Here is an 18,666-nt window from a genome sequence, read left to right as displayed (position 1 = left end):
CAATCTACTCAAAGCTATCTGGCCAGCCATTTTCTTCAACATAAACTTTAAGGTTTTTTGGTCTATAACTTGGGTCGCTATCCCAACGTCTCTTAACCGATTTATGAATCAGAACGTTACCTTTTCCATGACCTATCGGGCGAAGATGCTTATCTCTCAATCTATAAAATGACCGCCGAGAATTGTTCAGCTTAGGCAAGTCATCTGAGTCGACGACAGAAGTCCAATGTGGCTCAAAACCTAGGCCAAAGCCTAATGCTTCACTAACCATCCAGTGCATTGGATCATCTGATGCAATTAAACCGCGCTTATCCGGCTTATAACTACCTCCAACATCACAGTGAACACCAGAAAACCATGTCTGTTTAATATCAGCCCCTGGGCGTGGCTCCCAAATAGTTGGTTGAAAATCGGACCTATGTTCATCAATCGCCATCGCATGACGCGCCGCCCCAACATTACTCCCAAGCTTTGAATCATAAAATTCATCTTTATCTTCAAACATTCCCAAAAACGATATTGGAATGCCCATTGCACCAACGGTATCCCAAACGCCAACAAACTTTATATTCCTGTTTTCATGAGAATAGGAAGAGCGAAATTCAATGGCATTTTGTCCATTTGGCTTATTCGCTTTACCAGATTTTTTATATAAATTAAAAGCTTCTTGAACCCTATTGGCATTAGGGCGTTTTAATATTCCACAATTATTTATCAAGCCACATAAAGATCTAACGGTATAAGCGCCTCGACTAAATCCAAATAGAAATATTTCATCTCCGTCAGAATAGTTCTGAATAATGTACCGATATCCGTCCATGATATTCTTATGAACTCCTAGCCCAGTTGTGCCGCCCATCACAGAACTGTAGTAAGACCCAACCCCCCAATCGTAAAACACCTGTTGCTGAGTTCCATCATCAGCCACAGGCTGAATCGAACGAGCGAACTTCAATACATTGGTAGGAAAGTCTTTCTTGAGATCTACTTCTGGCTTATTCCATGTACCATCAGCACATATAACTATCCGCTTCGCCATCCTAATCTCCTAAATTTTTACCACATAAAGTGGCTAATACTTTATTAAAAAATGAATTCACGATTTTCCTGTATTTAAAAGATACAAAGCGGATATTTATACAAAATAGACGTCACCACACGTATCTAATAATTTACATTTATATACACTATTCATTCAGAATAGTACAAAAAACAACCAACCCAGGCATTTTAATTAAAAATAACCATTCTCACTTTATTGGTCAATCATTGGGATGGCTGACCACGGCTGTACTTACGAACCACACCCGTCACCACGCCGAAAATCTCCAACTCACACTCTTCCGTAATATGTATGGCTTTATAGGCTTTGTTTTTCGGGCGAAGCAACACATTGGGCTTCAGCTCAAGCGTCTTCACCGTGATTTCACCATGAATGCACGCAATCACAACGTCCCCATGCTTGGCCGTGAGAGACCGATCAACCACCAACACATCATCGTGAAAAATGGCCTCCTCCTTCATAGAATCGCCACTCACTCGTACAAAGAAAGTGGCATTAGGATCGGCAATACACAAATCATTTAAATCCAACGTTTTCTCAACAAAATCTTGCGCCGGTGATGGAAAACCCGCCGACACAGAATCGCCATAAAGCGGAATCAACACTCTATTTTGTGCAATGTAAGAAGCGGAGCCGGATGCCCCAAGATATGAAACACGCATAAACCACCTGAAACCTTACTGTATATTTATACAGTAAGGTTTCAGAGATCGATAAAGGCCAAATGAAATTTTGCAATAGATAGGACTTCCGTTTTTACGACCGGAAATGAGGCGGGATTTCAAGAATGACGAAGGTTAAGGTAAAGTAGCGAGATCAATTACCTATTCAAGGGCGTCACCATGCTCAAGCTCATCAAGCAAATCTACAGCGATCTCACTGAATTTTTCCTACTACTGTTTACTGGTGTTTTTGCCGGATCAATTTTCACCTTGGCCTACCTTAAGACCTGGCAAGAAGGCGATGTGACCTTTGCAGACATCGGTGGGATGCTGGCGGGTGCTGCTACTCTAGGCCTATTTCTTGCTGGCTTATCTTGGAAAAAGCAAATTAGTTACCAAAATAATCTTAAAGCCCTTTCAGACTGGTATATAAGATCACTCAGTTATAATAGATATTTGAAGGATACGTTAGGAAGCAGCCTAGCTGCTTACACGTTCTTCCGAGAAGAGCTCCATGAAATTAAATCTAATGGGAGAAGTATTAAAGATGAACTTGAAACAACAAAAGATATCCAGGCTCGTTCAATTTTAGTTAGTGATCTCGAAAAAAATGATCAAGAACTGACGAAAATAAGAGAATATTGGCATATACACCAAAAAGAATATCTTAATGCATATTATGAAAGTAAAAAGCAAAAATACCCCCTACAAGATCTAGAGAGTATTTTAATATCATTGCTTACTGACCAAGCACAAAAAAATGAACTACTCCAGTTGAATGAATACTTCCGTTATGATGGAAAAGAAGTTGGTGTTCACGGTCTAAAAACATATGAACACCAGTTTCATAAAACGATTGATGATAAAAAAATAGCAATTGATAGGTTTTACACCAAATCAATAACAGAACTTCACTAACCTTCTCCGAAGTGTCGGCCTGTAGCGTTTTTGATGCGTTCGATGGTTTGGTCGACCCATGCGGGGTTGGTTTGGATTTTGGCGAGTTGTTGTTGGTAGTTGCGGATGGTTTGGACCATGTCCATGATGTCGGTAGCGGAGACGACGGCGATGCTTTCGGTAATGCCTAGGGATTTGGCGACGTCATTAATGAGTTTGAGTTTTTCGTCGTCTTGGATGGGATTGGGTAGGCTTTGTTGGGTGGGTTCTGGCGGTTGTTCTGTTTGGGCTTGGTCGAAGGCGCGGATGACTTCTAGGTTGAACTTCGGGCTGATCCACATGGCGTAAGCGTAAACCAGTTCTTTGCAGACATAGGTGCCTACTCCCCTAATCGTATTTACTGGGTTGTCCAGATCTTAAGAACTTTCAATTTCGGAAATTAATTCTTGTGTGGTTTCTAATCGTAAAAAGTTTGCTGGCTGATGCTTCTTGCTTGCACCAGATACTTTATGAAGATCATTAAGAGAATACAGTCCGTCGAGTGTACGGATGTCTTTTGAAGCAATCATTAAGTGAGCCATCTTTGGCCTCCTACGGTCTAAGTTAGACCACCTAAACAAGGTCTCAAACTTATTAAGGTGGTGGATCTAAATTCAGGTTGAGACTACCGCCCGTAGGAACGGCCAGCACGAATGCTGCCCAAACAAAGACCCACCATAACAGGCGGACTCCGGCCACAAAAAAACACGCGGTGCGTGTTTTAGGCCGCTACGGTTCAAACGGGGTCTCAATCCCGACACTGGATTTTGCCAGTGCAGTGAAATAGTAGATCAGGAAGCGCAGGAGGTCAAGATAAGGCTAAAACTGGATTAAATAGACTATTTAATGGACAAGGGGATTAGTCAATCGGCCTTCTTAAGGTTTAGCCTTTCTTGCATAAGGTTATAAATTTCGATCGCAATTTCAGGGCTAGCTTTATCCTCAAATATAGACTGTGCAGATAGCCAAGCAATATTTAAAGTGTCATTTACATCAACCGCAGCATCACGAATCTCACTAGGTATGCTTTTATTTACTTTTAAATGAATGTCAAATGCGTTTTCAATTTTCATTTTAATAATCCCTTAGATTTATATTAAATCATCATACTTACAAGGTTAGTTACAACCCAAATCAGTATAATCACTAAGCTTAAGTTAAACTTAGCAAGTTTTTCAAAAGCCTGAAAGTCTAGTTTTTTTCTAGATGGGTCATTTCTGTATATATTTGTATCAAGTATTACGTGATGCATGTGTAAAACTCCATTTTATTAAGGTTTCAGAATAGTTTAAGTTAAATAAACCAATTCATTAAATTAAAAACCAAAAATCAAATAAATAATCAGAACATGAACCTTTATGCTAACTGCACAGCTAAAAATTGCTCGATGTCTTTTATCATGTTTTTTACATCATTTTCAGAAAAATCATTTGGTTTACCATGAGCTGCGCTATTTCGGATATCCGCTAAAGCCGTGATTCTTTTTTGCTGCAATTTATTATAAACACCTTTTTTAGTGAGATCAGCATTCATTTTATCTAACTTTCCAGTAAGAATACTTTCTCGAACACAAAGATCTCTAAGAGCTGTTTCTAGAACAACACCAGCAATCACCGCTGAAGCAAGCTTATAACCACTATTAAGTAATTCATTAGCTTGCTCAAGCTCACTATCAAAAACATCAGCTTGAATTAAGTTCTTTATTGATGTTAAAAAACCACCCTTATAATCATCCATTGCAGCAATAAAAACACTCTGCAATCTTTTAAATACATCAGAAGTCGATTCATATTGATGAGTTTTTTTTGCCTCAAGAAATTCAGAATAATGAATAGACTCCTTACCACAAGAGCTTATAAGCAAACTTTTAACTTTCACTTCCCAAACTAAGAGGGCAGCTTCATCCATTTTATAGTAACCACCATCAACAGGAACAATTGTAGATTCTAATAATGGAACCTCTTTAAATAACTCATCAAATCTATTCGATAATTTGTTTAGCAAAACTAATCTCCATATATATTGAATTTTAAAGTGAAGTACCTTCTTTAAATCACTGATCTTAGTATACTTTTTTATTAATACAAGACTTATCTAACTTCCTCCCCCACTCCCCCAACGCTTTGCGCATCTGTTCTCTGGAATGGGTGTGCATGTAGCGTTTTTATAACCAGCTAATTAGATAACATCATCCAACTTGCCATTGATCCAAGGCTCAACGAATTGAATGTAAAGAGTGGTTAGAGAAGCCCGCCATTCAGCATCATTATGTGCATCAGGACCTATTATGGTTAACAGTAAGTATTTATCATCAAGATCATCATAGGCATAAATGAGCCAATAGTCGTTCTCGGGGTCTCCCGCTTTAGTCGTTCGATAGCGAACTTGATCTATTCTGGGGTAACGCTTTGACCATTCTTTAGCGAGTTTTTCAGTAACTGCAAGGTGAATATGATATACAGTAGGATGGCTTAGTTCTGCATCCCGTCCAAAGTAGTCAGGAAGCCTGCCATAAAGCTTGTAGGACTCAAATGAGTTTTTATGAAGTTCCCAGTTATCAGCTAATCTGAACAAGGAAGTGGTTTGAACAATAGGCAAGCTATCCCTTAGCTAATTGCTCTTTGGAAGTAGGAAAAGACCCATGCTTCTTGAAGTAAGCAAACGCAGCGTCTCCAACGGCAGCAGCAGACTTAACGTCTTTCGCGGTCGCTTTTGGCTTTTCTTGTCTTGCTTTAGGTAAAGGCATAAGGTTTATCTCTCAACTATTTTACTCTTTGACGGTACCGTCAATGCTTATAATAGTTAAGCTAGCTTAAAAAGCACAATTGTTTAAAAGTATTAACATGGTTAAAGCGATTAATTTATGTTAATACCAACTCATCAATTTGTGTGACTACTTATCCCAAAAAAGCCGCACGAATGCGGCTTTCAACACTTAATCAGAAACCACCTAACCCAGTGAATAGTGAATCACCTCTAGTTTGTTAGGCACTACTCTGAAGGAGAATTAAATTTACTGATAAAGCCTGGAAGATGTTTGTTATAATGTCTTTTTTGAAGATTGTATACACACAGATCGAAGTCTTCCTTTCTCTTACAAATTTTTGTTACTAATTCGCCATTCTCCTCGAATCCTGCCCGAGCTGCAATCATAAAAGCATGGCTAACGTCACGGCAAACATCCTCTTTGCTCCTGCTTTCATCCGTAATAAGTTTCTCTCCTTTCATACACTCTATTAATAAATCATCTTCATATTCCTTCAATGAGAACCGATTTTCTTTATTAAAAGGGGAGCTACTGCAACCTGCTATAACTAATAAAGCAACAAGAAAAACCCCATTTATTTTGTACATAATTTTTTCCTTAGTGTAAAAGCATCCAATATAAGATTATTTCTATTAAAAATTGATTTATCAATCTTAATAGCAAAGAAAGACTAAATGAGAATACAAGCAGTTTCAACATAGCTCCTCCCCTGCTGAAGCATAAGAAGACAAAGCGTCGACTATATTTTCAGCTCCGAAGTAAAAACAATATTCAACGATCTATTCTGTTTTTCCAAATACCCAACGCTTTGCGCATCTGTTCTCTCGAATGGGTGTGCATGTAGCGTTTGTCCAGTCCGTCCCGTTCGTGGTTGAGTAACATTTCCCCTCTTTCCATTACAAGAAAGCCCAGTCGATCCCTGCTCTTCTTGTCTTGCCAGCTGTCACGAGCGAGTTTGCGTATGTCGTGGCTGGTGCCGTTGGCACTGAATACGTAGTCGCCTTGTTTGGGTAAGCTGGCGATAAGATCCATGGCCTGTTGGGTGATGGGCAAGCGGCATTCGTTGCCGTTTTTGGTGTTCTCGGCGGGCAGGTACCATTCCAACATGTTGGTGGAAAAGTGCGACCATTTGGCAAGGCAGGTTTTGACTGTTCTAGCACCAGTGATGAACTAAATAAAACTAACTTGTCATCTAGAACTCCCTTTAAGAACGTAAACAACGCTTCCTCCTTCCTCCCTTCACAAAACTGAAAATAAATTACGACCAATTCGTCTTTCTCTTCGCTCTCGGGAAAACTAGCCGTATCCCAATCCTGTAATTTTATGACATAATAACGACACTCATTTATTGCTGTCTTTTGGGGCAATGCCCCATAAGTCACCACTTTTACTTTTTACGATCATTTAAATGCAAGCAGACACTTTGAATACCATTGACGCTACGTCAGATAACACAAGCGATACACTAGACCGACGCTTCTCCGTCGCACCCATGATGGATTGGGCATACTTTTAGAAAACCTTTTTTATTTCAATAAGATATATTCCACTTCATTTTTCTTTAGCATTTTTTTAGCATTTCGATTTTTCTTTCATTCGAATTTCACGCCTTTTTGTTCAAAAAACGCACTCCATATGTAATGATTAAAAAGCTCAAGGAATGAGCAAATTACCCATAAAGGAGACGACATGGAAAGTTTAAAGGTACTTCTCAGAGATTTGGAATGCATTTCACTTGCTGATATTTCAGCGTTACCAGAATCAAACCAGCACATTATTGCTGAGCACCTTGAAGAGCTTCAAGACGAGTTGAAAGAGGCTTTAAATAAGGAACGGCAATACAATACTGCACATTGCTAAAAGCAGTATTTGGAAGGCTACGCAAGACTGTTAATTTTGCGTAGCCTTAGAACCAAATGAGGCCGACGAGCAGAAACTTTATTGAGTAATTACATCATCATATTCTCGAGTAGCATTGCTGACTAGACATCCAATCAATGCACCTAAAGCACCAAACATTAATGCACTTTTAATATTTGGTTTTCCTCCTGAAATGTAGGCTCCAGCAAATCCACCAACAAATCCAACCCCAGTAGCTGCAATCTGAGGGCTGTATTTTTTCCCTGTAAGTAAAAAGCTAGACACTTGTTCGCAGTTGTTAGAGAACAACTGATATTTAGTCTCTTTGCTTAATAATGTCTGCACTCTCGCATTTAGCTCGCCTACATCAGTATGTTGGTTGCTAATGACTTTCACAGCCTTACCGTCAGCAAACTCTTCTAGCCCCACAACTTCAGTATGGTTAGACGGTGAGTTGTGAACCACTTGGTTGTTGCCTAGGTACACACCGCTGTGTTCAACGATGCTTTTTGAGCGATATAACTTATCACCCGGTTTAATTTTTGAATCCATTTAAGATATCCTTATAAATATAGGTTTAATTTAATGTTTTACGTTTTACGTAAAACGCTACCTTAAACCTAAATTAAATCGTTGTAAACAAATTTATTCCATTTGTGTTATGGTGTGCACATGAGCATTCAAAAAGTTACTTATTCAGCAATATTGGGCGTGGTTCTTTCGAACTTACGTAAACAACAAAGTATTGAGCAAGGAAAGATGGCAGAGCTAATGGGGCTGTCTCAGGCGAGCTATAGCCGTTTAGAGGCTGGTAAAGCCACATTTAGTATTGATCAAATGTATCAAGCAGCCATCGCGCTAAACGTATCAATGACAGATATTGTTGGTAGAATTGAAACGTATTCAAAGGAACTTAAAGCCCAAGGCTATGCCGTTGAACCTCAGATACGGGGCAACACCACTCAAGCGTCAAAGTCCGAATCATCAGATACGACAGGCAAAGTAATTGCTGGTGCGGCATTAGGCGCACTTGTGATGGCACTTCTTTCAGGTAGATAATTCTTAAAGCACAACAAAGCCCACCGTTTGGTGGGCTTTGTTGTGTCTATGGCTTAGAAATCAACGAGGTTACGTTGGGTGATGTCTTTTAGTCGGGTGATGTTGTCGTTTACCCAGTCGGGTGTGCGGAGCTGGGCGATTTGGGTTTGGTACAGACGCACAGCTTGAATAAGGTCGACGAGTTCTTTCGAGGGAACCACCACTGGGTTGCTTTCCAGTTTCATGGCTTTGATCATGTTGTTGAGGACTTGGTATTTTTCGAGGTCTTGGAAGTGGTGTGTTTGGTTGGCTGGGGCGGGAAGGTGTTTTTGTTCGTGGAGTTGTTTTTCCATTTGATTGAAGGCTTTTATGTAGGCTTCTTTGAACTGAGCGGCTCTTGCACCGGTGAAGCCCATCGCTAAATAGACGAAACCATCTTTAGTGATGCGATACATAGGGCGCAACTCCCCTTTTCCGTCTTCATATTCAACCACCTCAAAATTGAGGGCGTTAAATTCAGCGCTGCAATCCAAGCTTTCAATCTTACGCAAAATGTTGTCATGACGCTTGCCAAAGCACTTGGCGATGTCGGTAGAAGTCGTAACGATTTGATCATTACTAATTTGAACGGATGGAGCATTATGAGCAATCTGTTTATCAGCCATCTGTGGCCTCCTTCGGTCAGTTTATTGACCACTCCTTGAGTGTGAGAGTCTCAATGGGTGGTGGGTCTAAATCAGGATCTCACAACCGCCCGAAGGAACGGCCCAGCCGAAGCTGGCCCAACAAAGACCCACCATAACAGGCGGACTCCGGCCACAAAAAAACACGCGGTGCGTGTTTTAGGCCGCTTCGGTAAAACGGGGTGAGATTCCCGACACTGGATTTTGCCAGTGCAAGAGAAATACTAGATCAAGATGCGGGAGGGGTCAATGGCTAGATCGTTACTGAAAAAGCCCTTCATCCAAAGTGCATGCCTCTTCTGGAATTATTTTAATATTTGATCTTTTTAAATTAGTTCCTTTAAACTTTTCTTTATTAGAAAATAATAAATTTATTTTTTTACAAAATAAATCTGGATCTTCCTTATCCAAATGAAACTCAAACTCTATAAATGAATTATCGTCAAAAATAGAATTTACAACATCAAATTTCAAAAAATGACTCCTAAGCCTAATTGTTGTGCCTTTAAAATAATAATTTTGAGCCAAAAACTCACTAGCATTAAAGATAGATATTTTTGAATTGATAATAGACTTAATTTTTTTATCTTTTAAATCAAAAGCTCTCGCCTGATCAAGAACCACTTCAGCCAACTCTTTACTAAAATCATCTAAATTAATAACACCATCATATTTTTTATTAATTACTCGATCAATATAATCATCTATTCTCAAATCATTTAAATCAAAATCTCTATAATACAAATAATCACATCTAAATCTATCTTGACTGACATCATATCGACGCATATATCTACTATATATTTCTTTTTTCATATAAATACAATTAGTGACACTATGTAAAAAATAATCAATACCCATAACCTTTGACAAAAAATTAGACGACGTTCCTTTTAGAGTGAAAACAGAATCATCAATTATTATTTCAGCCTCATCAATCTGAAAAGAATTATAAACAACCTTAGACTTATAAGCATAAAATTCATAATTATTATTTTCATTAAAAAAAACTATTTTATTAGAACTAATTATTCTATATCTAAATCTTTCAAATTCAGGCTTATTTAAAACATTTGACCTTATTATTAAATTATTTCCAAAACTAACAGTAAAATTATAGTTAGCATGTTCATCCCTATTATTAAATGATATGGAGTTGACACTTTTTTTCACACATAATTTTAAGGTAGATAACTTTTCACTTTCACAAAAAGCTGAGCCAGACTGAATATCAACAATAGAATTCTTAATATAATTTATAGCAACATTGCTATCATTAATATATGAAAAATCAAAATAATCAATATTATAATTATTGCAATTTTTTGCCGGATAAAGATGATCCTTAAAATCTTGATTATAACCACAAACCCCAATTAACTGTAATTCGGTGTCATTCAATAAATACCCTGAAAAATTATTATTATTATTGCCAATTTTGATTTTAGATTTATAAGAGGTAATAAAAGAACTCGACACATCTTCAATGTTAAATTTTAAAGAAGAATTGAATATATTTAAAAGTGATTCCCCACCCTCTAGGTTCAAAGAATATCGGCCACCAAGACTTCTATTACTTATATCTAAATTCATATCATTTCTATAAGATGAAACTATATTAAAAGCTTCAGAATAAATATCAGACCTTGTATTCGGATCAGCTAAAATAGAATATGCTGACACTTTATTCGTCAACTCCAATGTTTTACTTGCAATTTCGTTAGACTTCCTAGCCTCTATTACCTGCCAAACACCTAAACAAATAACTATAAGCAGGGTAATTGCCGCACAAAACTTAACGAGAGGATGTTTTGGTTCTTTTTCCAAAAAAAGAACTATATAAACATAATTAATAAAATAGCTTCCTGTTTTTTTAAGGAACTCTTTATGTAATTGATGTCTCTTTTTACTCTCTACACTCTCTGTATCTTCTGAATCATGCTTGTCCACAGCCATTCCTTAAGCAATTTTTACACAATCTTTAAAGTACAAGATTCGCACAGCATTGAAAAGTCCATTCAGAGCGATATCACAATAATTTAATCAGGCAGGTTGTGTAGCCACCACGCTACACCGATACCCTGCTTTGCTGTCGCCGCGGGCGGTGACTTTGTCGATGGACCAGTTGCCGCGCATTTCGGGTGGGAAGGTGTCGTTTAGGGTGAGGATGCCTTCGGCAACGAGTTTGGGGTTGCCTGGTAAGTCGAGGGTGACGCTGGTGCCTTGGCGTTGGCTTTTGATGAGGTCGTCTTGGCAGGCTTGTTGGGCGTTGGCTTGGCTGTCGTAGGTTTGGCGCAGTTTTTTGAGGCCGATGAAGATTAGGCGCTATTTTTCATCTGCCCCCAAATTCTCCAAATTCTATAGTTATGTTTGTAACTGCTTCCATGACATTATTGACTCATGAACTATGTTCAGGAGCTCATTGTTTTTGATGTTTCGCGGATGATTTAACTCGGCTTTATCTGCAATGACCTCGGCCAAACCATTTATAAATTCAACCCCTTGATTCTTATAATTCGTTTTCTCAGAGCCATTGAGTTGAACGAGAACTGAGAAGCCCACCAAACCACTGCTACAGTTTACATCGATATAGTACTCGTCATCTTGTTCCAAGAGAAACCATGCCGCCGGACTGTGTTCTACTACGTTCACTTAATCTGCACTCCTGAAAGCAATTAAGGGGCTCAGCCCCATTTATCTCTACAGTTTCTATAATTCTATACGATCAATTAAAAAAGATACTATATAAAGAGGTGCCCAATGATCCCACAGCCAAAATACCTGAAATAAAGATTGACCATATGGCAATATTCTTGGCTTGTTGTGCTGACTTCACCGAGTGCTCGAATTCAATGAGCCCCATGTAACCAAACAATGCATCCGGTTTTAAATTCCAATTTCGAACTTCACTAGAGTCCATCTCATGCGAAACATTGGAATCGAGGGTATAAATAGCTTGCCCTGTCGTTACAAATTCTGAAAAACCCATTCCAGTTTCGTTCAAAGCCTCTCCAACAGAAAAGGTCTTTTTCTTTATAGAAAAAGATATTAGCTTCATAGTTCTATCTTTATGCAGTTCTTCGGGAGTAATCCCTTCACTTAAGTTTTTAGATTCACCTACCATCTACATTTCCCTTTTAACGTAAGCTGCTGATATCGTGATCATTTGATACTAAGCACTTTCCCCCCTTCTGCCAATAAAAAAACCTCAAACCACCTCACTTGCAACAATAGAACACCGATACCCTGCTTTGTTGTCGCCGCGGGCGGTGACTTTGTCGATGGACCAGTTGCCGCGCATTTCGGGTGGTAAGGTGTGGTTTAGGGTGAGGATACCTTCGGCAACGAGTTTGGGGTTGCCGGGGAGTTCTAGTTGTACGCTGGTGCCTTGGCGTTGGGTTGGCTGTCGTAGCTTTGGCGGAGTTATTTAGAATCAATAAAAATTAAGTATTATTTTTTATTTGCCTCAAAATTCTACTATGGCTTTATTAAGTATTGAGCACCTAAACTATTTGCACGGTCCCGACAATTTGGTAATAGTTCTTGAATGTTTTCCTTAAAATACTTTATTGCTAGCTGAAAATTCCACGCATAATGATCAACGTTATATCCGAAAGAGACTTCTGGGAGTTCTAAATCTTCACACATGGAGGCATCTATAAGCCATTCTATAAAGCACTCTATTTCTGTATTGTTTTCAATATCTAACTTAGAAGCACGCAATGCAAATGATTCAGAGAATGAGAAGGTTTTAGCAGAAGGAAATTCATACCAAGGCTTTTTAGAGCAAAATTCTGGTCCTTTTACTGATAAGTCCATTAATGCCTCTGACGGCTCGTCTTCAATAAGAATTTGTTGGTCTGCCCAAGCAATAACGTCCTCATTTGTGAGAAAACCTTCCTTCCATAATCCCATTACATTTTCGATATGACTCATTTTTTTCATGCTTATTTCAATAGTGCGCATGCGCGTTTAGTCATTTACCTACAGCCTGCTATTTCTTGGCTATAAACCCTTATTCTTTGATACTAAGCACTTTCACACCATCTGCCAATAAAAACCCCTCAAACCACCTCACTCGCCACAACCGAACACCTGTACCCTGCTTTGCTGTCGCCTCGGGCGGTGACTTTATCGATGGACCAGTTGCCGCGCATTTCGGCTGGGAAGGTGTGGTTTAGGGTAAGGATGCCTTCGGCAACGAGTTTGGGGTTGCCGGGGAGTTCTAGGTGTACGCTGGTGCCTTGGCGTTGGTTTTTGATGAGTTCTTCTTGGCAGGCTTGGGTTGCGTTGGCTTGGTTGTCGTAGGTTTGGCGTAGTTTTTTGAACGGTGCGGTTCCGACGGCGACGGTGTGTTCTTCCCCTGTGTTGCTGTTTGTCCAGTTGGCTTTTACGCCTTTTATGCGCTGGCGGCTGGGTCTGTCGAGTTGGGCGTTGATGAAGCGCGCCTGTTCGCTTGGGGCGTTGTTGCTTGGCAAGGTCACCACTACAGGCGGGATGGCTTGCCCTGTGATGGTTTTCACCTGGCCGCGCTTGGCGAGTACGTACAGGTCGTTGACGGGTTTGGCGATGGCGTCTCGTTCCCGCGCGATACGCGCCAGAAAGGCGCTGTCGGTTTCGTCGATTTGGTCTAGGTGTTCGATAGTGAGGCTTTCAAACTCTTTGGCCACCCGTGGGCTGAATCCGTGGGGCGTGACGACGTGGCGGAACAGGTCGGCAAGGCTGACGTTTTCGAAGGTGCGTGTGCGGCGTTCTTTAAAGCCGGTGTTGTCGTCCACCTGAAACGGTGCGGCGGTCGCCACTATGGTCACGCTGGGCGGAAACAGCTTCGGCACGATGCGGGTAATTTTGAACTGGCCTTTGTCGATCAGGTTGTCGCCGTAGCCTTCTTGCCACGTGAGCACCGCGCCCTCTTTGGGCAAGCCTGTTTGCCCTGTGGTGTCGATGTGCAAGGTGAGTTGGTCGCTTTGCGTGCCTGCGGCGTCGATGCGCTCCCACAAGGTTAGGAGGTTATTGATGATGCGCTCGCCTGCTCCGCTCACGCGCACTCTTGGCAAATAGTTGGATGGTTTGTCTAGTCCCATATGTTGGTTACCGTCTCGGCTGCTTTTTCTGACAAGGTGGGGATTTGGATCACAACGCCAGCGGGAAGCACCGGCCCGTAGGCTTCTATGCCGGGGTTGAGTTCGAACAAGGCTTCTTCTGCTTCGTCGTCATTGCGTTTTAGGGCGATCCACAGAATGTTGGATATGGTGTCGCCGTCGCGGCTACGGATGGTTGTCATTGGCGTACTCTTCTAGCTCTAGGGTGAAAGCGAGGACGAAGGCGGTGCCGTCGTCGATGATCTTATCTTGTTTTTCTTGCAAGCGTTTGATGGTCCATTGGCCTAAGTTGTTGCCGTAGCCATCGGCCAGCACCAAAGGCTCTCGTTTGCTTTGCAAGGTGCGCAAGGCATTTAGATTGGTCATGCCCTCCCCTTGAAACCACGTGCCTGTGACGGTGATGTTTTCCAACTGTTGGCCGGTGTTTTGGCTCATCGGCTTTTGACCGTATCGCGCCACCGCGACCCAACCGCCGTCGCTAGTGCGCTGCAAACCCTCGTATGGCGTGCCTTCGCTCAGCGAAAACACAAAACCACCGAGCGACATCATCTGACGCATGATTACTCCTTAGATAAAAATGGAAAGACAGAAACGAAAAAGCCCATCAGAAGGATGGGCTTGGGGGTGTTTGGTTTGGGGTGCAGAGGTTCAGGGGGTTATCTGACGTTTGCTGTAACGCTAAATTTTAATTTCTTACTGTTTGGCCAATACCATACTTAGATTCCATGTAGTTCATTAAATCCTTCAAAGTTGATTCAATAGTTTCCATAGAATGAATCAAGTAATCATAAGAAATATCAATAAATTTTGGATCAACTGTAAGACCGACAACTTCATCAGCAATTTTTTCTAATTCTATAATTTTTTCTTTACTAATATTACTAATATTACCATTAGCATGAGCAACATAATTCCGTACTTTAGATATATTATTTATTTTATTCATGATCGCACTGGAAAACTGATAGTCATATCCTAAAACATGCTTCATATATTTATTTTGTTTAGATAAAGGGCTTCTTCCATTTATATCTTTAAGAGATAGCTCGTTATTTTCTTTTATCTTTGCATAATCTAACAATCGTTCAACCGAATTTTCGAAAAGAGCATATATCGAAACCACGAATGGCATTCTAATAATTCGTGGGAGTTCATCTTCAGCTATATTATAAACATGCTGATATTCATAGTACTCAGCATCTTTAAATGTTTTTTCTTCTTCCATTATGTAGTTTTCACAGACTGAATTCACGCCTTTTTCCATTTGAGAAAGATATGCACGTAAAACAATTAACTCAACTTTAATCTCAATACCCGGATATCGAAGATCCATAGGGAAGATTCCCTTTAAAGAAACCATTACATCTCCAAAATAGATAATTTTGTATGAAACATGTTCAACTCTTAAATTCATCAATCGTAAAACTATCCCTATACCCCATGAAAAAGCAACAACTAAAGCCCACTTTCGCAGGCTTGCTTTTGTTTGCTGCAAAGGCTTACCGCTTAGAAGTCTACGAAGTTGCGTTGGGCGTAGTCTTTGACGCGGGTGATGTTGTCGTTTACCCAGTCGGGGGTGCGGAGCTGGGCGATTTGGGTTTGGTAGAGTCGGATGGCTTGTATCATGTCGGTGATTTCACTCGCGGGTAAGACGACTGGGTTGCTGGTGAGTTTCATGGACGACACGATGTTGTTGAGCAGTTGGTACTTGTCCGTTTCTGCGACCGCGTTACTGTCGGTGGTCGCGGGAAGGTGTTTTTGCTCGTTGTGTTGTTTTTCCATCTGATTAAACGCGTTGATGTAGGCTTCTTTGAATTGGGCGGCTTTGGTGCCGGTGAAGCCCATGGCCAAGAAGACGAAGCCGTCGCGGGTGATGCGATACGCTCGATCTTGACGAGTTGCGCCCTTACCTACTTCCACATCAATTATCATCTCCTCAAAATTGAGGGCATGAAAATCTGCACTGCATTCTAGGTTTTCTATTTTGCGTAATATGTTGTCATGGCGCTTATGAAAGCACTTTGCGAGATCAGTCGAAGTGGTGGTGATTTGATCGTTAGTGATTTGTACAACGGGTGCGTCATTGCTTGAGATAATGTCCGTAGCCATATTTGGCCTCCTGTGATTTGCCTTATAAGTAAGACCACCTCAACGCCAATTAAGGTGGGCAAGCTATACGGGTTGGCGTACCAGTCACAGGGCTGGCGCGTCCGAAGACGCCCCGCACAACTTACCCATAACAGGAAAGCTATGCGCCAGACACAAAAAAACCGCTTTAAAGCGGCATCTGTATCCGCTGTGATTTCGGAACGCCAATCCCGAGCACTGGAATTTGCCAGTGCAAGGAGAATGGTAGATCAAGATTTGGGTGGGGTCAATGTTCAGAAATCAAATTAAGTCATAATGGGACAGATGAAACACTGCTGGCTTTCATCTGCCCCTAAACTCTCATGCTTTGTCTGGTGAGTAACAAACTGTTTTAGTCCTGTTTTGCACCCTGCTAGTAGTTTATTAAACCCAGCTTATCAGCGCTTTGTATTAAAGAAGTAACATTTGAGCTAGTTAATTCCTCACATTGATTATAAATCACACCTATTTCATTTAGTTTGTTAGGTTGACTAATTAAATAAGAAACATCATCAAATTTTTTCATAAAAAGATCAGATATATTTTTTGGTGTTTGGTCAGAGTAGATAGTTCTAAATATTGAAAAATCAAAAATAATGCCATAAACAGTAACCCAAGCATGTCCATCCCAACTAGATAAAACATCATTACCAGTAGAAAATATTCCGGCTATATTTGAATGGCTAAATATAGTTTTACCTTCTACAACCAAACTTCCAGTTACTAACTTTGCATCTAATTCAGTGTTATCATTAATCATTGCAACTAACATAGCACTGATATACAAACACCCTCCATGCATAGGAGGCATTATATCTAAAATTTCACGACCATTTTCTACTATTTCAGAAATTTCTTGCGAACTAATCATGGGATTCCAATATATTAAAGACTGCTAACAGGTATATTTTGTGTAGCTTGGTTCTTTCAAGCGCAGCAAAATATGTCGCTAGATAAGATGACTAGACATAGTCGCTAGCCCCCCGTTCCAATGAGCTTTGACCCTTTAGATAATAAGGTGCAGAAAATTTATTCACATATGGGTTAGACCGAATGTGATTCATTAAACGCCAAAACCATTGCTTTGCAACTTCACTATGGAGGTCTAGAGGATATTCATATTGATATGAGCCCCCATCATCACCTTGTTTATAGCAAGCACTATACATTGGCTCTAAGTACCTCTGTATCCCCCACCTCACATCATTCAAAAGCTGAACCATCCATGTACCATAATATATGAAATAGTTTTCTGATAGATGTTCCTGAAAATCCTCTAGCGCAAGAGGTATTACCTCCAAAGGTACATCATAATTGTGCTCAGCTAAAACCTTATGTATCTTTTTAGACACGCCAGTCAACCTCGAAATATTATGCTTTGAGTGATTTCCTGCGATATACAGAAAATCAAACCTCGATACATTAATTGTTGCTTCGAGATCTAATGTAGGTAACCAAAGCTTCAGTGGTAACTTGAAGTTCAACCAGTCATCTAGGTTTTTCAATGCGACATCCAGCTCACCCACACTATCATGAATATTGAAATTCTTGTTTTCACACGCATGTTTGAGAACTTTGATACAAGAGCCAGTTACACCTGTTAATTTACTATCGCCAGATTCTCCTGAAAAATCTAAGAAGCGTATTAAAAATAATGATCGGTGTATGGAATCTTTAAAATAGACTTCAGCGTTCTCAGGGTTCTTTGAACTGGTACGAATATCTAGCAGAGCATGATTCACTACTTCATCTATCGCTTCAAGACTTATACATAAGCCAATCGTTTCTATCTCTGCAGAGTTTAGGTTCACACTATCTCCTCATGCCTAACAACCTTATCAGGACACACATGTTAAAAACCTTTATTTACTTAAAATTAAAACCAAAAACTCAGATACAAAACAATACAACAAAACAAAACCTGCACTCAGACCAAAAAAAACTGTTGGTATAAGAGTATATATCCATACTCTACTAGATCTTAGCGCACTATTTTCTTCAATAATTTTAACTTCAGCAATTGTATTTTCAAATGAGTTTTGTAGGCGTTTTGAAATACGATTCATTTTAATCGACAACTCAATCATTTTATACAGCTCAAAGCATATAAAAATAAGTAAAGATAATAAAATACAAAACCCAGAAACCAAAATAGCCCAGCTTGGTAATTCTTTCCTCAAACTCCCCCACAAAGTAAAAAAACCAATATATCCAGCTATTATTATCAAATTACTATATGAGCTTCCTTTTTCATAAGAATGCGTAAACATCTCTTTAGCTAATTTTATATTTTCATTATTAACCATTCTAGCCTGCTGATTACTAATAACATTAAAATTTTTAGCCAATTCGTTATGCCTGTTTACACACCTTTTGTCCATTTCATGAATTTCGCGACTCATTTATTCTCCTCTAGGTTCTAAACAAC

At 39.9% G+C, this 18,666-nt stretch carries 26 protein-coding genes and 1 pseudogene; 4 read left to right on the top strand and 23 right to left on the bottom strand.

The annotated features are described in order from the left end of the window. Positions 1–4: 4 nt before the first annotated feature. Positions 5–1,039: a DUF2235 domain-containing protein gene (locus tag DFP76_RS10670; protein ID WP_113874630.1), complete on the bottom strand. Its 1,035-nt coding sequence runs from the start codon at positions 1,037–1,039 to the stop codon at positions 5–7. A gap of 227 nt (positions 1,040–1,266) precedes the next feature. Further along, positions 1,267–1,725, bottom strand: a complete 459-nt coding sequence (locus DFP76_RS10665) for a LexA family protein (RefSeq protein ID WP_113874629.1) — start codon at positions 1,723–1,725, stop codon at positions 1,267–1,269. A 180-nt stretch (positions 1,726–1,905) separates the two neighbouring features. On the opposite strand from DFP76_RS10665, the gene DFP76_RS10660 reads away from it, so the two are divergent. Beyond that, the gene (locus tag DFP76_RS10660) at positions 1,906–2,643 is read left to right on the top strand and encodes a hypothetical protein (protein ID WP_113874628.1); all 738 of its coding nucleotides are present in this window, start codon (positions 1,906–1,908) and stop codon (positions 2,641–2,643) included. On the opposite strand, the pseudogene DFP76_RS18355 reads toward DFP76_RS10660, so the two are convergent. The 7 genes and pseudogenes from DFP76_RS18355 to DFP76_RS10630 all read right to left on the bottom strand — a co-directional run bounded on the left by DFP76_RS18355 (position 2,640) and on the right by DFP76_RS10630 (position 6,481). Continuing rightward, positions 2,640–3,191, bottom strand: a pseudogene (locus DFP76_RS18355) (KilA-N domain-containing protein). The gene DFP76_RS10660 and the pseudogene DFP76_RS18355 sit on opposite strands and share 4 nt — an antisense overlap. 333 nt (positions 3,192–3,524) lie before the next feature. Next, positions 3,525–3,734, bottom strand: coding sequence for a hypothetical protein (locus DFP76_RS10650; protein WP_113874627.1), 210 nt, complete (start codon positions 3,732–3,734; stop codon positions 3,525–3,527). A gap of 283 nt (positions 3,735–4,017) precedes the next feature. Next, entirely contained in the window at positions 4,018–4,665 is a 648-nt protein-coding gene (locus DFP76_RS10645) for a DUF4145 domain-containing protein (protein WP_113874626.1), read from the bottom strand. Positions 4,666–4,839: 174 nt separating this feature from the next. Then, a complete protein-coding gene (locus DFP76_RS10640; protein ID WP_113874625.1) occupies positions 4,840–5,259 on the bottom strand; it encodes a type II toxin-antitoxin system YafO family toxin in 420 nt (139 codons plus the stop codon). Position 5,260: 1 nt separating this feature from the next. Then, a complete protein-coding gene (locus tag DFP76_RS18125) occupies positions 5,261–5,407 on the bottom strand; it encodes a hypothetical protein (protein ID WP_181799839.1) in 147 nt (48 codons plus the stop codon). 245 nt (positions 5,408–5,652) lie between these two features. Further along, positions 5,653–6,015: a hypothetical protein gene (locus DFP76_RS10635; RefSeq protein ID WP_113874624.1), complete on the bottom strand. Its 363-nt coding sequence runs from the start codon at positions 6,013–6,015 to the stop codon at positions 5,653–5,655. 184 nt (positions 6,016–6,199) lie between these two features. Then, entirely contained in the window at positions 6,200–6,481 is a 282-nt protein-coding gene (locus DFP76_RS10630) for a site-specific integrase (protein ID WP_147084201.1), read from the bottom strand. Positions 6,482–7,117: 636 nt separating this feature from the next. Between DFP76_RS10630 and DFP76_RS18120 the strand changes: the two genes are divergently transcribed. After that, positions 7,118–7,288, top strand: a complete 171-nt coding sequence (locus DFP76_RS18120; protein ID WP_181799838.1) for a hypothetical protein — start codon at positions 7,118–7,120, stop codon at positions 7,286–7,288. 78 nt (positions 7,289–7,366) lie between these two features. Here the strand turns inward: DFP76_RS18120 and DFP76_RS10625 are convergent, their stop codons facing one another. Continuing rightward, positions 7,367–7,840 carry a lecithin retinol acyltransferase family protein gene (locus DFP76_RS10625; protein WP_113874622.1) on the bottom strand — a complete coding sequence of 158 codons (474 nt, stop codon included), beginning with the start codon at positions 7,838–7,840 and terminating at the stop codon, positions 7,367–7,369. Positions 7,841–7,960: 120 nt separating this feature from the next. Between DFP76_RS10625 and DFP76_RS10620 the strand changes: the two genes are divergently transcribed. Further along, positions 7,961–8,347, top strand: coding sequence for a helix-turn-helix domain-containing protein (locus DFP76_RS10620; RefSeq protein WP_113874621.1), 387 nt, complete (start codon positions 7,961–7,963; stop codon positions 8,345–8,347). A gap of 53 nt (positions 8,348–8,400) precedes the next feature. On the opposite strand, the gene DFP76_RS10615 is transcribed toward DFP76_RS10620, so the two are convergent. The 10 genes from DFP76_RS10615 to DFP76_RS10560 form a co-directional block, all read right to left on the bottom strand. After that, positions 8,401–8,991 (bottom strand): Rha family transcriptional regulator, encoded by a 591-nt coding sequence (locus DFP76_RS10615; protein WP_113874620.1) that lies wholly within the window; start codon positions 8,989–8,991, stop codon positions 8,401–8,403. Positions 8,992–9,270: 279 nt separating this feature from the next. Next, a complete protein-coding gene (locus DFP76_RS10610; protein WP_113874619.1) occupies positions 9,271–10,959 on the bottom strand; it encodes a hypothetical protein in 1,689 nt (562 codons plus the stop codon). Between the two features lie 414 nt (positions 10,960–11,373). Further along, positions 11,374–11,661 carry a hypothetical protein gene (locus DFP76_RS10600; RefSeq protein ID WP_113874618.1) on the bottom strand — a complete coding sequence of 96 codons (288 nt, stop codon included), beginning with the start codon at positions 11,659–11,661 and terminating at the stop codon, positions 11,374–11,376. A gap of 73 nt (positions 11,662–11,734) precedes the next feature. Then, positions 11,735–12,133: a hypothetical protein gene (locus tag DFP76_RS10595; protein ID WP_113874617.1), complete on the bottom strand. Its 399-nt coding sequence runs from the start codon at positions 12,131–12,133 to the stop codon at positions 11,735–11,737. 353 nt (positions 12,134–12,486) lie between these two features. Then, positions 12,487–12,975, bottom strand: a complete 489-nt coding sequence (locus DFP76_RS10585) for a hypothetical protein (RefSeq protein WP_147084199.1) — start codon at positions 12,973–12,975, stop codon at positions 12,487–12,489. 98 nt (positions 12,976–13,073) lie between these two features. Next, positions 13,074–14,051, bottom strand: a complete 978-nt coding sequence (locus DFP76_RS10580; protein ID WP_245931917.1) for a contractile injection system protein, VgrG/Pvc8 family — start codon at positions 14,049–14,051, stop codon at positions 13,074–13,076. Positions 14,052–14,083: 32 nt separating this feature from the next. After that, a complete protein-coding gene (locus DFP76_RS10575) occupies positions 14,084–14,293 on the bottom strand; it encodes a tail protein X (RefSeq protein WP_113874614.1) in 210 nt (69 codons plus the stop codon). Then, positions 14,277–14,669: a phage tail protein gene (locus DFP76_RS10570; RefSeq protein ID WP_113874613.1), complete on the bottom strand. Its 393-nt coding sequence runs from the start codon at positions 14,667–14,669 to the stop codon at positions 14,277–14,279. Before DFP76_RS10570 ends, DFP76_RS10575 begins: the two co-directional genes overlap by 17 nt. Positions 14,670–14,796: 127 nt before the next feature. Continuing rightward, positions 14,797–15,606: a hypothetical protein gene (locus DFP76_RS10565; RefSeq protein ID WP_220150994.1), complete on the bottom strand. Its 810-nt coding sequence runs from the start codon at positions 15,604–15,606 to the stop codon at positions 14,797–14,799. An 11-nt stretch (positions 15,607–15,617) separates the two neighbouring features. Next, positions 15,618–16,220: a Rha family transcriptional regulator gene (locus DFP76_RS10560; protein ID WP_113874612.1), complete on the bottom strand. Its 603-nt coding sequence runs from the start codon at positions 16,218–16,220 to the stop codon at positions 15,618–15,620. Between the two features lie 141 nt (positions 16,221–16,361). Between DFP76_RS10560 and DFP76_RS18115 the strand changes: the two genes are divergently transcribed. Continuing rightward, positions 16,362–16,508 carry a hypothetical protein gene (locus DFP76_RS18115; RefSeq protein ID WP_181799837.1) on the top strand — a complete coding sequence of 49 codons (147 nt, stop codon included), beginning with the start codon at positions 16,362–16,364 and terminating at the stop codon, positions 16,506–16,508. 103 nt (positions 16,509–16,611) lie between these two features. Here DFP76_RS18115 and DFP76_RS10555 read toward each other — a convergent pair whose 3' ends face one another. From DFP76_RS10555 to DFP76_RS10545, 3 genes are all read right to left on the bottom strand, one after another. Next, positions 16,612–17,109 carry a hypothetical protein gene (locus DFP76_RS10555; RefSeq protein WP_113874611.1) on the bottom strand — a complete coding sequence of 166 codons (498 nt, stop codon included), beginning with the start codon at positions 17,107–17,109 and terminating at the stop codon, positions 16,612–16,614. Positions 17,110–17,200: 91 nt separating this feature from the next. Then, positions 17,201–18,049 (bottom strand): hypothetical protein, encoded by an 849-nt coding sequence (locus DFP76_RS10550; RefSeq protein WP_113874610.1) that lies wholly within the window; start codon positions 18,047–18,049, stop codon positions 17,201–17,203. A gap of 51 nt (positions 18,050–18,100) precedes the next feature. After that, positions 18,101–18,640: a hypothetical protein gene (locus tag DFP76_RS10545; protein WP_113874609.1), complete on the bottom strand. Its 540-nt coding sequence runs from the start codon at positions 18,638–18,640 to the stop codon at positions 18,101–18,103. Positions 18,641–18,666: the final 26 nt, after the last annotated feature.

Source organism: Marinomonas aquiplantarum, from assembly GCF_003314975.1.
Taxonomy (GTDB): Bacteria; Pseudomonadota; Gammaproteobacteria; order Pseudomonadales; family Marinomonadaceae; genus Marinomonas; species Marinomonas aquiplantarum.
The sequence above is the reverse complement of the archived record's forward strand: the minus strand, read 5'-3'. Positions and strand labels throughout refer to the sequence as shown.

Excerpts from the sequence above, each read along its gene's own strand:
- DFP76_RS10670 (WP_113874630.1), bottom strand. The coding sequence starts at position 1,039 with ATGGCGAAGCGGATAGTTATATGTGCTGATGGTACATGGAATAAGCCA.
- DFP76_RS10665 (WP_113874629.1), bottom strand. The coding sequence starts at position 1,725 with ATGCGTGTTTCATATCTTGGGGCATCCGGCTCCGCTTCTTACATTGCA.
- DFP76_RS10660 (WP_113874628.1), top strand. The coding sequence starts at position 1,906 with ATGCTCAAGCTCATCAAGCAAATCTACAGCGATCTCACTGAATTTTTC.
- DFP76_RS10650 (WP_113874627.1), bottom strand. The coding sequence starts at position 3,734 with ATGAAAATTGAAAACGCATTTGACATTCATTTAAAAGTAAATAAAAGC.
- DFP76_RS18125 (WP_181799839.1), bottom strand. The coding sequence starts at position 5,407 with ATGCCTTTACCTAAAGCAAGACAAGAAAAGCCAAAAGCGACCGCGAAA.
- DFP76_RS10635 (WP_113874624.1), bottom strand. The coding sequence starts at position 6,015 with ATGTACAAAATAAATGGGGTTTTTCTTGTTGCTTTATTAGTTATAGCA.
- DFP76_RS18120 (WP_181799838.1), top strand. The coding sequence starts at position 7,118 with ATGGAAAGTTTAAAGGTACTTCTCAGAGATTTGGAATGCATTTCACTT.
- DFP76_RS10625 (WP_113874622.1), bottom strand. The coding sequence starts at position 7,840 with ATGGATTCAAAAATTAAACCGGGTGATAAGTTATATCGCTCAAAAAGC.
- DFP76_RS10620 (WP_113874621.1), top strand. The coding sequence starts at position 7,961 with ATGAGCATTCAAAAAGTTACTTATTCAGCAATATTGGGCGTGGTTCTT.
- DFP76_RS10615 (WP_113874620.1), bottom strand. The coding sequence starts at position 8,991 with ATGGCTGATAAACAGATTGCTCATAATGCTCCATCCGTTCAAATTAGT.
- DFP76_RS10595 (WP_113874617.1), bottom strand. The coding sequence starts at position 12,133 with ATGGTAGGTGAATCTAAAAACTTAAGTGAAGGGATTACTCCCGAAGAA.
- DFP76_RS10585 (WP_147084199.1), bottom strand. The coding sequence starts at position 12,975 with ATGCGCACTATTGAAATAAGCATGAAAAAAATGAGTCATATCGAAAAT.
- DFP76_RS10575 (WP_113874614.1), bottom strand. The coding sequence starts at position 14,293 with ATGACAACCATCCGTAGCCGCGACGGCGACACCATATCCAACATTCTG.
- DFP76_RS10570 (WP_113874613.1), bottom strand. The coding sequence starts at position 14,669 with ATGCGTCAGATGATGTCGCTCGGTGGTTTTGTGTTTTCGCTGAGCGAA.
- DFP76_RS10560 (WP_113874612.1), bottom strand. The coding sequence starts at position 16,220 with ATGGCTACGGACATTATCTCAAGCAATGACGCACCCGTTGTACAAATC.
- DFP76_RS18115 (WP_181799837.1), top strand. The coding sequence starts at position 16,362 with ATGCGCCAGACACAAAAAAACCGCTTTAAAGCGGCATCTGTATCCGCT.
- DFP76_RS10555 (WP_113874611.1), bottom strand. The coding sequence starts at position 17,109 with ATGATTAGTTCGCAAGAAATTTCTGAAATAGTAGAAAATGGTCGTGAA.
- DFP76_RS10545 (WP_113874609.1), bottom strand. The coding sequence starts at position 18,640 with ATGAGTCGCGAAATTCATGAAATGGACAAAAGGTGTGTAAACAGGCAT.